Consider the following 12482-nt stretch of genomic DNA (forward strand, 5'->3'; position numbering starts at 1 on the left):
ATTGTTCTTTGAGCGCCACGGTGGTGGTGAGCGGGCACTGCTCGTTCACTTGGAAGGTCAGAACCCTGAGGCGCGCGAAGACCCGCAGGAGTTTCAGGAGCTGGCGCTGTCGGCCGGAGCGGATATCGTTTCGCTGGTTACAGTGGCAAGGCACCAGCCCACAGCCAAATACCTGATTGGCAGCGGTAAGGTCGAGGAATTGCGCGACCTGGTCAAAGCCGAGCAGGTAGACCTGGTGATTTTCAATCACACCCTCACGCCCAGTCAGGAGCGCAACCTCGAGCGAGTCTTCGAGTGTCGCGTGCTTGACCGTACCGGGCTGATCCTCGATATCTTCGCCCAACGGGCGCGTACCCATGAAGGGAAGCTGCAGGTCGAACTGGCCCAGCTCGAGCACATGAGCACGCGACTGGTGCGCGGCTGGACCCACCTCGAACGACAGAAAGGGGGTATCGGCCTTCGCGGTCCGGGTGAAACCCAGCTGGAAACCGACCGCCGCCTGTTGCGGGTTCGCCTGCGTCAGATCAAGGCGCGGCTGGAGAAGGTGCGCAGCCAGCGCGAGCAGGCCCGCCGTGGCCGCAAGCGCGCGGAAATCCCGTCGGTGTCGCTGGTGGGTTACACCAACGCCGGCAAATCCACCTTGTTCAACGCCCTGACCGCTTCCGAGGTCTATGCTGCCGACCAACTGTTCGCCACCCTCGACCCGACCTTGCGCCGTCTTGAACTGGACGACCTTGGGCCGATCGTGCTGGCCGATACCGTGGGCTTCATTCGTCATTTGCCGCACAAGCTGGTCGAGGCATTTCGGGCTACGCTCGAAGAGTCGAGCAACTCCGACCTGCTGTTGCATGTAATCGATGCCCATGAGCCAGAGCGCATGGAGCAGATCGAGCAGGTGCTGGCGGTTCTGGGCGAGATCGGTGCCGAAGGCTTGCCGATCCTCGAGGTCTATAACAAACTCGACCTGCTCGAAGATGTCGAGCCGCAGATCCAGCGCGATGCCGATGGCAAGCCGCAGCGGGTCTGGGTGTCGGCTCGTGATGGGCGTGGTCTGGAGCTGGTTGGCCAGGCGATTGCCGAGTTGCTGGGGGATGATCTGTTTGTCGGTACCCTTTGCCTGGAGCAACGTTTTGCCCGCTTGCGTGCGCAATTCTTCGCCCTGGGTGCCGTGCAAAGTGAAGAGCATGACGAAGAAGGGCGCAGCCTGCTGAGTATCCGGCTGTCCAAGGTCGAGTTGAATCGCCTGGTCAGCCGCGAAGGCATGGAGCCGCAAGTGTTTGTCGAGCAACACACTTTGCAATAAATGCCCGGTGAGGTCGTCGGGCAGCAGTGGCAGGCATTCTGTAGCATTGGACGGCGCGCCGTGGGCGCGTCTTTGCTTTATCAGATGGAGAGCGCTATGGCTTGGAACGAGCCGGGTGGCAACTCGAACAATCAGGATCCCTGGGGCGGCCGTCGCGGTGGCGGCGGTGGTGGCGACAAGAAAGGTCCGCCGGATCTGGACGAGGCCTTCCGCAAGCTGCAGGACAGCCTGAACGGCATGTTCGGCAGTGGCAAGAAACGCGGTGGTGACCGCAACGTCGGCAAAGGTGGAGGCCTGGGCCTGCTGGGCATAGGCCTGGCAGTACTGGCGGCCATCTGGCTGTACAGCGCCGTGTACGTGGTCGACGAGCAGGAGCAGGCCGTCGTGCTGCGCTTCGGCAAGTACTATGAAACGGTCGGTCCCGGCCTGAACATCTACTTCCCGCCCATCGATCGCAAGTTCATGGAAAACGTCACGCGTGAGCGTGCCTATACCAAGCAGGGCCAGATGCTGACCGAAGACGAGAACATCGTCGAGGTGCCGCTGACCGTCCAGTACAAGATCAGCAACCTGCAGGACTTCGTGCTCAACGTCGACCAGCCTGAGGTGAGCCTGCAGCACGCGACCGAAAGTGCCCTGCGCCATGTGGTGGGCTCCACCTCCATGGACCAGGTGCTGACCGAAGGTCGTGAGCAGATGGCCGTGGATATCCGCGAACGCCTGCAGCGCTTCCTCGACACCTACCGTACCGGTATCACCGTTACCCAGGTCAACGTACAGAGCGCGGCAGCCCCGCGTGAAGTGCAGGAAGCCTTCGACGACGTGATCCGTGCCCGCGAGGACGAGCAACGTGCCCGCAACCAGGCTGAGTCCTACGCCAACGGCGTGGTGCCGGAAGCCCGTGGTCAGGCTCAGCGCATCATCGAGGATGCCAACGGCTATCGCGACGAAGTGATCGCCCGCGCCAAGGGTGAAGCCGACCGCTTCACCAAGCTGGTCGCCGAGTACCGCAAGGCACCTGACGTCACCCGTCAACGTCTGTACCTGGAAACCATGCAAGAGGTGTACAGCAACTCGAGCAAGGTCATGGTGGCAACCAAGGATGGGCAGAACAACCTGCTCTACCTGCCGTTGGACAAGATGGTCGAGGGCAGCCGCAATGCTGCCGCACCGGTCGGCAGCGTGCCTGCCTCGGTCAACGATGCCGCGTCGCGTGCGGTGCAGGACATGCAACAGCAACAGCCGCCGCGCACTAGGGAGAGCCGCTGATGAGCAATAAATCGCTGATCGCCCTGATCGCCGCTGTGGTGCTGGCCATCGTGGCCTGGAACAGCTTCTACATCGTGTCTCAGACCGAACGTGCGGTACTGCTGCGCTTCGGTAAGGTGGTCCAGGCGGATGTCCAGCCTGGTCTGCACGTGAAGATTCCGTATGTGAACCAGGTGCGCAAGTTCGACGCCCGCCTGATGACCCTCGACGCTCCGACCCAGCGCTTCCTGACCCTGGAGAAGAAGGCGGTGATGGTCGACGCCTACGCCAAGTGGCGCGTCAAGGATGCCGAGCGCTTCTACACGGCCACGTCCGGCATGAAGCAGATCGCCGACGAGCGTCTGTCGCGTCGCCTGGAGAGCGGCCTGCGTGACCAGTTCGGTAAGCGCACTCTGCACGAAGTGGTCTCCGGTGAGCGCGATGCGTTGATGGCTGACATCACCGCCTCGCTGAACCGCATGGCCAGCAAGGAGCTGGGTATCGAAGTCATCGACGTCCGCGTCAAGGCCATCGACCTGCCGAAGGAAGTCAACCGCAGCGTGTTCGACCGCATGAGCACCGAGCGTGAGCGTGAAGCCCGTGAACACCGCGCCAAAGGTAACGAATTGGCCGAAGGTATTCGCGCCGATGCCGACCGTCAGCGCCGTGTACTGCTGGCTGAAGCCTATCGCGAAGCTGAAGAGACCCGAGGTGATGGCGATGCCCAGGCGGCAGCCATCTACGCCAAGGCCTACACCCAGGACGCCGATTTCTATGCGTTCTACCGTAGCCTGCAGGCGTACCGCGAGAGCTTCTCCAGCAAGAGCGACGTGCTGGTCCTGGATCCGAAGAACGAGTTCTTCCGCTTCCTGGACAAGAGCAAGCCATGATGATCTGACCCCTTATCGGACCAGAAACCACCCCGCCTGGCAGCTAAAACACCAGTCGGGGTGCATCCTGAATGAAAAGGGGTGTATGATGCGGCAGCCGGGAAATTTCCCGGCTTTTTTGCGTCTGCAAGGTTGATTGGTCGAAGGCCAGTTGACGGTTTGGTCAGGACGCAAGGCAATTCGAGGGTATTGGCTACGGTGGTTGCGCCGGGATCGGTGCTGCCCGCTACTGTGCGCCAATACCTGCTTCACTGACGGCTAGCCACAGGCAGGCCGCCCGGACCAGAGGGGAAATGGCGTAATGGCAACGGTAGACCGCTGGCTGCTGCCAGATGGCATCGAGGAAGTACTGCCACCTGAGGCTGCGCGCATCGAGATCGCGCGTCGCCAGGTGTTGGACCTGTTCCAGAGTTGGGGCTACGAACTGGTCGTCACCCCACATATCGAGTACCTGGAGTCGCTGTTGACCGGCGCCGGCCAGGACCTGGATCAGCGCACCTTCAAAGTGGTCGACCCGCAGTCTGGCCGCCTGATGGGCTTCCGCGCCGACTTCACCCCGCAGGTAGCGCGCATCGACGCCCACACCCTGCGCCGTGAGGGCCCGAGCCGCCTGTGCTACGCCGGCAGCGTGCTGCATGCCCAGCCGCGTGCCCTGTCCACTTCGCGCAGCCCGATCCAGCTGGGCGCCGAGCTGTACGGTGATGCCAGCCCCACCAGTGATGTCGAGGTCATCAGCCTGATGCTCGCCACGCTGCAACTGGCCGATGTGCCGGATGTACACATGGACCTTGGCCACGTCGGTATTTACCGAGGTCTGGCCCGAGCCGCCGGCCTGTCCGGTGCGGTCGAGCAGCAGCTGTTCGATGCGCTGCAGCGCAAGGCGGTCGATGAAGTGCAGGCGCTCACCGCCGACTTGCCGAAAGACCTGGGCAACATGCTGCGTGCCCTGGTCGAGCTGTGCGGTGGTCGCGAAGTACTGGCCGAAGCCCGCGTGCGCCTGGGCCGTGCCCCGGCCAGCGTGCTGGCGGCGCTGGATGATCTGCTGGCGATCGCCGATCGCCTGGCGTCGCGCTACCCGGACTTGCCGCTGTACTTCGACCTTGGCGAGTTGCGCGGTTACCACTATCACACTGGCGTGGTGTTCGCGGTGTTCGTGCCTGGCGAGGGTCAATCGATCGCCCAGGGCGGCCGTTACGACGACATCGGCGCCGATTTTGGCCGGGCACGCCCTGCCACCGGTTTCTCCACGGATTTGAAGACCCTGGTCACACTGGGGCGAGCGGAGGTCGTATTGCCAACTGGCGGCATCTGGATGCCCGACAGTGGCGACGCGGCCCTCTGGCAGCAGGTCTGCCAGTTGCGCAACGAGGGCCAGCGTGTGGTCCAGGCCCTGCCTGGCCAGCCGTTGAGTGCTGCTCTCGAGGCGGATTGTGATCGGCAATTGATTCAGCAAGACGGGCGCTGGCAGGTACTGCCGCTGACCCAGTGAGATTCTTCGTCGGCGATGGCCGGCAACCAAGTTTGCGTGAATGAGGACAAGTGTTATGGGTAAGAATGTCGTCGTCCTGGGCACCCAGTGGGGTGATGAGGGCAAAGGCAAGATCGTCGATCTGCTGACCGAACATGCTGCCGCCGTAGTGCGCTACCAGGGCGGTCACAACGCGGGCCACACCCTGGTGATCAACGGTGAGAAAACCGTTTTGCACCTGATCCCTTCCGGTATCCTGCGTGAAGGCGTTCAGTGCCTGATCGGCAACGGCGTCGTCGTTGCTCCGGATGCCCTGATGCGTGAGATCACCAAGCTGGAAGAGAAGGGCGTGCCAGTGCGCGAGCGCCTGCGTATCAGCCCGGCTGCCCCGCTGATCCTGTCGTACCACGTGGCCCTGGACCAGGCTCGCGAAAAAGCCCGTGGCGAAGCCAAGATCGGCACTACCGGTCGTGGTATCGGCCCAGCGTACGAAGACAAAGTCGCCCGTCGCGGCCTGCGCGTCGGTGACCTGTTCCACCGTGAGCGTTTCGCCGCCAAGCTCGGTGAGCTGCTGGACTACCACAACTTCCAGCTGGTGAACTACTACAAAGAGCCGGCCATCGACTTCCAGCAGACCCTGGACGAGTGCATGGCCTACGCCGAGCAGCTCAAGCCGATGATGCTCGACGTGACCGCCGAACTGCACAACCTGCGTCGCGCCGGCAAGGACATCATGTTCGAAGGTGCCCAAGGTTCGCTGCTGGACATCGACCACGGCACTTACCCGTACGTCACCAGCTCCAACACCACCGCTGGCGGTATCTCCACCGGTTCCGGCGTTGGCCCGATGTACCTGGACTACATCCTGGGTATCACCAAGGCCTACACCACCCGTGTCGGTTCCGGTCCGTTCCCGACCGAGCTGTTCGACGAAACCGGCGCCACCCTGGCCAAGCGTGGCCATGAGTTCGGTTCCACCACCGGCCGTGCCCGTCGTTGCGGCTGGTTCGATGCCGTCATCCTGCGTCGCGCCATCGACGTCAACAGCATTTCGGGCATCTGCCTGACCAAGCTGGACGTACTGGATGGCCTGGAAACCATCAACATCTGCGTTGGCTACAAGAACGAGAATGGCGCCGTCATCGACGCACCGTCCGATGCCGACAGCTACATCGGCCTGGAGCCGGTGTACGAAGAGATGCCAGGCTGGAGCGAATCGACCTTGGGCGTGAAGACCCTGGAAGAGCTGCCACAAGCGGCGCGCAACTACATCAAGCGCATCGAGGAGCTGATTGGCGCGCCGATCGATATCATCTCCACTGGCCCGGACCGCAACGAGACCATCGTGCTGCGTCACCCGTTCGCCTGATCTGCCTTCCTGGCTGATCGAACGCCGCGGTCCTGAGAGGGACCGCGGCGTTTTCGTTCAGGGGGGCTGCGCAGGCCCTGGCGCGGGCGAACCCGCTCTTACTGAATCTCCATGGTTCCAGAAACCCGCGAAAGTGTCGGCCTGGACAATCCCTTGCTGGACCTTGGCGTATATCCCTGCTGCCCCCGGCACAACCCTTGCTGTAAGAAGCTTCTGTAGATGCCATCAGAATAATGGCGCCAGAAAACACGAGGGTTACACCGTGTCTGCCATCCTCTCACTGTTACGAAGCCGCCTCTTGCGGCCTGTGTTTGTTGCCCTTGGTATCGCTCTTTTGGTGCAGGTGCTGGTTGCCGTTGCGCTGACCCGGAGCACCGTTACAGCCTTGGAAGCCGATCTTGGGGAACGGCTGGGGGCTGACAGCAGGAAACTGGGTGCCGAACTGGAGCAAGCCGGCCAGGACGTTCGTTCCGGCCTTGAAAGCCTTTCGAGCAGCACCCGTCAGCGTCTGAGCGCTGGATTGTCCGAGCGGTTGCAAAGCGAGCAGCAACAACTGCGCGCCACTCTGGAAAAGAACCTCAAGGACTCCGCCAACGACATGGCCGAACTGCTGGCCTCGGTGGCACCGCGCGCCATCTGGGACAACGATGTGCCGATGCTTTCGGACTTCGCCCGACGGGCCCAGCGCAATCCCAACGTATTGTTCGTGATCTACGACGACGCCCAGGGCCAGCACCTGACGCGTTACCTCAATCGACAAAACCCCATCAACCAGGCCCTGATGGAGAAAGGGCAGGGTGAGCGAGCCTTGGACAAGGTGCTCGATGCTGCCCGTCGCGACCCGTCGGTGTATTTCGTCCAGGCATCGATCAACCCCAACGGCGCGGAAATCGGCAAAGTGCTGATGGGCGTCTCCACCGCTGGGGTCGACCAGGAGCTGAAGGCCCTCGACCAGCGCTTTGCGGCCCTGATTGCCAGTGGCGAGCAACTGGTGGGCGACAGCCTCGGTGCTGCGGCCGCCGACAGCGGAAAGACCCTGCGCGAGCGGCTGGAAACCGCCCAGAACAGCGCCACGGCCATGCAGGCCAACACGGCGCATACCGTGCGCGAGGCGGCGGCCGAGTTGCGCTGGCGCATTGGCCTGGGCCTGGTGCTCGTTGGTCTGGGGGTTCTGCTGGTGGTGGCGCTGGTGTTGGGTCGCCGGGTACTCAGCAAGCTGCGCCTGCTGATCGCAGCGCTCAATGACCTGGCGGCCGGTGAAGGCGACCTGACCAAGCGCGTCCCTCTCGACAGCCGTGATGAGATCGGCGACATGGCCTCGGCGGTGAACCGCTTCGTCGACAAATTGCAGCCCATCGTTCGCGAGGCCGGGGAGGTCGCGCAGCGTACCGGTGTGGAGATCGGCGCCATGGCCCAACGCAACGCGGGTGCCGATGCCGCCGCAGCCTTGCAGCGTGACGAGGTTGCGGCCAGCCTGCGCGACCTTTCCAGCATGGCAGACGAAGCCCAGGCGGAAAGCCACGCAATGCAGGCAGCGCTGCAACAGGTGGTGGACATTCGCCAGGCCACGGATGAGAACAGTCGCACCTCCTCGCAACTGGCGGGGCTGATCGAAAACCTTGCCGGCCAGGTCGATACCGGCTCCCAGGTGATCGAGCGGTTGGCCAAGCAGAGCGAGCAGATCGAAGTGGTGTTGACGGTCATTCATGGCATTGCCGAGCAGACCAATCTGCTTGCGCTCAATGCTGCCATCGAGGCCGCGCGGGCCGGTGAAACTGGGCGTGGCTTCGCCGTGGTGGCCGATGAGGTGAGGGCATTGGCGAGCAAGACACAAAGCTCCACCGGCGATATCCAGGCGCATATCGCTGCCTTGCAGAAAGGTGCCAAGGAGGCGGTGGCAACCATTGGCCAGGCAGGTGTGAAGGCCAGCGAAGGGCTGCTCGTGCTGCGTGACAGCGAGCGTCGCCAACAGTCGGTGCAAGCTGCGGTGGAGCAGGTGCACGCTGCGATTGGCCTGGCGACGCGTGCGGCTGAGCAGCAGGCCCATGGCGCGCAGGCAGTGCGGGGCCGGGTGGAGAACATTCATGCCCAAGCCGAACGCTCCGCTGAGGTGGTGATGCAGACCACTGCCAGCAGCAAGGTGCTGGACGAGCTGGCGGCGCAGTTGCGGGCGAGTTTGGGCCAGTTCAGGGCCTGATAACGGGCCGTTCGATCAGCGGCATTCGGGGCTTGGGAGGATAAATGCAGGGACGCGCCATCCGTTAGAAGATATCGAATTGATATTGCTCAATGCCGATGTCGACCAGATGGTCTAGACTCGCGCGCCACGTGAGCAGCAGGGCATGGACATGCTCTGGATTCAGGGAGGGAGAGCGATGATGCAATGGATGGGCGATGTGTTATCGGCGGCCTACGACGCGCAGGACGCGCAAGGGCTGCTGGACAGGATTCAGGCAGCGGCGCGGACCCTGGGGTTCGAGTACTGTGCTTACGGTCTGCGCGCTCCGCTGCCGGTGACCAAGCCCCGCGTGACGCTGCTCAGCACCTACAGCCGGACGTGGTGCGACCATTATCGACGATCGGGTTATCTGGCATTGGACCCTACCGTCCTGCACTGCCAGCAATCGGTTCAGCCGGTGGTCTGGGGGGATCGGGTTTTCCAGGATGCCCCGCAGCTCTGGGATGATGCCCGCAATGCCGGTTTGCGCCATGGCTGGGCTCAATCCTGCCTGGAGGGCCGCAACGCCGGCGGCATGCTGACCTTGGCCCGCTCCGCCGAAGCGCTGGGAGACTGTGAGCTGAGGTGTAACGAGGCGAAGATGCGCTGGCTGGCCAATGTCGCCCACCAGGGCTTCTCACGCTTGCTGTCGCCCACCTGGCAGCCCAACCCCGCCTCGCCATTGTCCAGCCGTGAGCGCGAAGTGCTGCGCTGGGCGGCCGATGGCAAGACGCTCAACGAAGTTGCCGACATCCTGGCCTTGTCGATCGAGACCGTGAAATTCCACACCCGCAATGCGGCGGTGAAGCTCGGCGCAGTCAACCGTACCGCTGCCGTGGCCCGGGCGGCCTTGCTGGGGTTGTTGGCCTGAGGGCAGGCCTGGACCTGCCAAATAGTGGAGTTTTCCGCCGTCAGCGCTTGAAGTCGAATACGCGTCCTTTCTCCCCAGGCAACAGGACGCGACATGGACATCGTCATTGGCACACGGCAGCAACTCGGGAGCGCCCGACTTGCGCAAATGGAGCGTTACCGCTATCGCGTCTTCGTCGACGAACTGGGTTGGGACCTGACCTGTGAGCCGCAGTGCGAACGCGATCAGTTCGACCACGACAACACGCTCTACCTGCTGGCCTGCAACGGGCGGGACGACATCGTCGGCACGGCGCGCCTGTTGCCGACCCATCGCCCCTATCTGCTCGACGAGGTGTTTCCACAACTGATGGCTGGCCAGGCGCTGCCGCACAGTGCCCAGGTCTGGGAGCTTTCCAGGTTCGCGGCGATGGATTTCGCCGGGCCAGGCCTGCGCGGGCGCGGGCAGTTCTCGTCCACGATTGCGGTGCAGCTGCTCGATGCGGTGTTGCGCTGCGCTGCCGGCCATGGGGCGCAACGATTGATCACCGTGTCACCCCTGGGCATCGAACGGCTGTTGCGACGGGCCGGTTATCGCTACCAGCGAGCGGCGGCCCCGGTACGTGTCGGCGCGCATTGGCTGTTCGCCTGCTGGCTCGACGTAGCCGCGCAGCCCTACACAATTGGTGAGGTTACAAAGGCCCCGGCCTGTCGTTCAATGCACCGCGCTGCCTGACTGGCCCCCTGCCTGTTGGCATCAACCCTAAAAGGATTTCGAACATGGAAAACGTTCTGGTCGTCATCGGTCATCCGGACCTGAGCACCTCGCGCGCCAACGCAGCGATCGTCGAGGCGCTGCGCGACAGCAAGGTCACCCTGCATCCGCTCAGCGCCGCCCTTGGCAGCGATGGCTTCGACATTGCCGCCGAACAGAAGCTGCTGTGCCAGCACCAGCGCATCGTGTTGCTGTTCCCGCTGTACTGGTATTCGTGCCCGGCATTGATGAAGCGCTGGATCGATGACGTCTTCACCCCAGGCTTTGCCTACGCGCGGGGTGGCGACAAGCTGCAGGACAAGGAATTCATGATCGTCACCAGCGTCGGTGCACCGGCTTCCGGCTACCGTGCAGGTGGTTTCAACCGGTTCACCCTGGATGAATTGCTGCGCCCGCTGCAGCAGACGGTCGCGTATGTCAAAGGTCGCTACCTGCCGCCGATTCCGCTGTACGAGTCGGTGTTCATCGCCGACGACGCGCTGGACCAGGCAGCGCGCGAAATAGCCGGCCTGATCACCAGCAACCAGGAGTCGCCTGACGAGGCCTATGAAAAGCTGCTGCTCAAGGCTGAGCTGGCGGCCATCGCCTTGCTCCAGCAATGACACGGAGCCTGTCCCATGTCTCGAACCCTGGCCTTGGCGCCTGAGTGCGTGCAGTTGGTAGCGCCTGTCGAGCGCCTGGACTTTTTGCACTGCGACGCCGCACAGCTCGCCGCGCCGGTCACTGCGCTGGGCGTTTACCACGCGATGACATCGGACATTCCGGCATGGCTGGCCGCGGCGTTTCGCCTTCGCGATTTCATCTCGCGCCGGTTCAATGTCGCCGACATCCGGGGTTTTTCTGCACGCCCCCCGGAACGGGCGCCTGTGGTGGGCGAGCGCTTGGACTTCTTCACGGTGGAGGCGCTGAGCGACAGCCAGTTGGTGCTGACTTCGCGAGATACGCACCTCGCCGTGATGGTGTGCATGGATCTGCAGCACACCAGACCAGGCACGCAGCATCTGAGCGTGACCACGTCGGTGCAGTGCTTCAATGCGTTCGGGCGCCTGTACATGTTGCCGGTGGGCCCCGCCCATGGGCCGATCGTCAGGCGCATGCTGCGCAATGCCGTGGCGGCTTTTCCCGTCCAAACCCGTTAGGTGATCAACATGGATCGTCAATTACCGTTGAGTCCGCAGGTCCTGCACAAGGGCACGGCGGAGGATGTACTGCTTTCAGAATTCCAGGACTTGTTGCCCGCCCGACTCACCTGTCGGGAGGTCGAGCGGTTGCAAGGCGAGCTGGACCCGGCGGGTCTGACAGCCCTGCACCATGCATACCGCGAGGATGCCCGGCAGGGTTGGGTACTCGCCAGCTTGCCTGCCTCGATCAGCGAGACTGACTTTGCCGTGCTCGGCGGTTTCGAGATGAACGTGCAAGGTTTCTACGCGCTGCGCGACGGCGTCTACCATCTCGCTGCACCCTGGTTGCCACGCCAGGTAGAGCTATACCTGCAGCGCCACTTCGGGCTGCCCGCAGTGGACCAGGCGCAGGTGGCCCTGCTGGCGGACAGGCTGCATGTTCTGCCCGGTTGGGAGCGGGCCAACCTGTCGTCCTACACCGTGCTGAATGACACCAACAATTACTTCTTCTACAACAAGCCTCACGAGCATGTGCCTGGGCTGATGCTCATCGAGGTCGCGCGTCAGGCCATGTACCACTACTTCTACAGCCACTCCGGCTACCGTCGTGGCGATGTGTCCATCTCGATCGAGGACCTCGCGGTCTCGTTCAACAATTACACCGAGTCGACCTATGCGGTCGAAGTGGTGGTGCAACACAGTGCTGGTCAGAAACGGCATCAGCCGCGCACGGTGGACAAGACGGCGATGTTCTACCAGAACGGCAGCCTGGTCACGACCCTCCGGCTGCGTGGCAGCGCCATGAAGATGCCGCTGTTCAAGCGCATGCGCACGGTCAACTTCCCTGAGCACCATTGGTTCGCGCCCTCCAACCGGGTGCTACCGCAGGTGTTGCTGGGCATGAGCGATGGCAGCAGCGTGGAAGGCCGACTGGAGCATGTGTCTCTGCGGGGCGTGCGCTTCACGGCGCAACTGCCCCACGCAGCGTCGAGCGTGCGGCAGTTGTCGATCTACGTCAGAGATAGCGGGTTTCTCAGCTTTGCGATCGCCGCGGTTCACCCCTCGCGGCAGGAGGGCGTGCAACTGGCGATGTTCGCCAAGCTCGACCGCGCCACGCTGTCGACCCTCAAGGAGGTCATCAAGTGCCACTGCTTCCATGAGCCTCTGCTGGAGTATGCCGCGGTGGCCGATGCGAGTAACGATCCTTTGGCCAGTCCGTGTGTCCGGCAGAGCGTGTGAGC

At 63.1% G+C, this 12482-nt stretch carries 10 protein-coding genes and 2 pseudogenes; all 12 read left to right on the forward strand.

The window, feature by feature from the left end:
• Position 1: 1 nt before the first annotated feature.
• The 12 genes and pseudogenes from hflX (at position 2) to H620_RS26045 (ending at position 12480) form a co-directional block, all read left to right on the forward strand.
• Positions 2 to 1303: a ribosome rescue GTPase HflX gene (hflX, locus tag H620_RS0120765; RefSeq protein ID WP_023378468.1), complete on the forward strand. Its 1302-nt coding sequence runs from the start codon at positions 2 to 4 to the stop codon at positions 1301 to 1303.
• 96 nt (positions 1304 to 1399) lie between these two features.
• A complete protein-coding gene (hflK, locus tag H620_RS0120770; RefSeq protein WP_023378469.1) occupies positions 1400 to 2572 on the forward strand; it encodes an FtsH protease activity modulator HflK in 1173 nt (390 codons plus the stop codon).
• Positions 2572 to 3441: a protease modulator HflC gene (hflC, locus tag H620_RS0120775; protein WP_023378470.1), complete on the forward strand. Its 870-nt coding sequence runs from the start codon at positions 2572 to 2574 to the stop codon at positions 3439 to 3441. The genes hflK and hflC overlap by 1 nt, the downstream gene beginning before the upstream one ends.
• Before the next feature lie 301 nt (positions 3442 to 3742).
• Positions 3743 to 4930 carry an ATP phosphoribosyltransferase regulatory subunit gene (locus H620_RS0120780; RefSeq protein ID WP_023378471.1) on the forward strand — a complete coding sequence of 396 codons (1188 nt, stop codon included), beginning with the start codon at positions 3743 to 3745 and terminating at the stop codon, positions 4928 to 4930.
• Positions 4931 to 4985: 55 nt separating this feature from the next.
• The gene (locus H620_RS0120785) at positions 4986 to 6278 is read left to right on the forward strand and encodes an adenylosuccinate synthase (protein ID WP_023378472.1); all 1293 of its coding nucleotides are present in this window, start codon (positions 4986 to 4988) and stop codon (positions 6276 to 6278) included.
• Between the two features lie 1078 nt (positions 6279 to 7356).
• A pseudogene (locus H620_RS27925) lies at positions 7357 to 7569 on the forward strand (methyl-accepting chemotaxis protein); the annotation flags it as partial.
• Positions 7570 to 7959: 390 nt separating this feature from the next.
• A pseudogene (locus H620_RS27930) lies at positions 7960 to 8475 on the forward strand (methyl-accepting chemotaxis protein); the annotation flags it as partial.
• Between the two features lie 178 nt (positions 8476 to 8653).
• Positions 8654 to 9367, forward strand: coding sequence for an autoinducer binding domain-containing protein (locus H620_RS0120795; protein ID WP_023378474.1), 714 nt, complete (start codon positions 8654 to 8656; stop codon positions 9365 to 9367).
• A gap of 93 nt (positions 9368 to 9460) precedes the next feature.
• Complete coding sequence (locus tag H620_RS26035; RefSeq protein ID WP_049818839.1) at positions 9461 to 10081, forward strand: acyl-homoserine-lactone synthase; 621 nt, start codon at positions 9461 to 9463, stop codon at positions 10079 to 10081.
• A gap of 44 nt (positions 10082 to 10125) precedes the next feature.
• Positions 10126 to 10722 carry an NAD(P)H-dependent oxidoreductase gene (locus H620_RS26040; protein WP_023378476.1) on the forward strand — a complete coding sequence of 199 codons (597 nt, stop codon included), beginning with the start codon at positions 10126 to 10128 and terminating at the stop codon, positions 10720 to 10722.
• 15 nt (positions 10723 to 10737) lie between these two features.
• Positions 10738 to 11259 (forward strand): DUF2867 domain-containing protein, encoded by a 522-nt coding sequence (locus tag H620_RS0120810; RefSeq protein ID WP_023378477.1) that lies wholly within the window; start codon positions 10738 to 10740, stop codon positions 11257 to 11259.
• A gap of 9 nt (positions 11260 to 11268) precedes the next feature.
• Positions 11269 to 12480 carry an AfsA-related hotdog domain-containing protein gene (locus tag H620_RS26045; RefSeq protein WP_049818840.1) on the forward strand — a complete coding sequence of 404 codons (1212 nt, stop codon included), beginning with the start codon at positions 11269 to 11271 and terminating at the stop codon, positions 12478 to 12480.
• The last annotated feature ends 2 nt before the right edge of the window (positions 12481 to 12482 follow it).

This window comes from Pseudomonas taiwanensis DSM 21245 (genome assembly GCF_000425785.1).
Lineage (GTDB): Bacteria > Pseudomonadota > Gammaproteobacteria > Pseudomonadales > Pseudomonadaceae > Aquipseudomonas > Aquipseudomonas taiwanensis.

Excerpts from the sequence above, each read along its gene's own strand:
- H620_RS0120795 (WP_023378474.1), top strand. The coding sequence starts at position 8,654 with ATGATGCAATGGATGGGCGATGTGTTATCGGCGGCCTACGACGCGCAG.
- H620_RS26045 (WP_049818840.1), top strand. The coding sequence starts at position 11,269 with ATGGATCGTCAATTACCGTTGAGTCCGCAGGTCCTGCACAAGGGCACG.
- hflC (WP_023378470.1), top strand. The coding sequence starts at position 2,572 with ATGAGCAATAAATCGCTGATCGCCCTGATCGCCGCTGTGGTGCTGGCC.
- H620_RS0120810 (WP_023378477.1), top strand. The coding sequence starts at position 10,738 with ATGTCTCGAACCCTGGCCTTGGCGCCTGAGTGCGTGCAGTTGGTAGCG.
- H620_RS26040 (WP_023378476.1), top strand. The coding sequence starts at position 10,126 with ATGGAAAACGTTCTGGTCGTCATCGGTCATCCGGACCTGAGCACCTCG.
- H620_RS0120780 (WP_023378471.1), top strand. The coding sequence starts at position 3,743 with ATGGCAACGGTAGACCGCTGGCTGCTGCCAGATGGCATCGAGGAAGTA.
- hflK (WP_023378469.1), top strand. The coding sequence starts at position 1,400 with ATGGCTTGGAACGAGCCGGGTGGCAACTCGAACAATCAGGATCCCTGG.
- H620_RS26035 (WP_049818839.1), top strand. The coding sequence starts at position 9,461 with ATGGACATCGTCATTGGCACACGGCAGCAACTCGGGAGCGCCCGACTT.
- H620_RS0120785 (WP_023378472.1), top strand. The coding sequence starts at position 4,986 with ATGGGTAAGAATGTCGTCGTCCTGGGCACCCAGTGGGGTGATGAGGGC.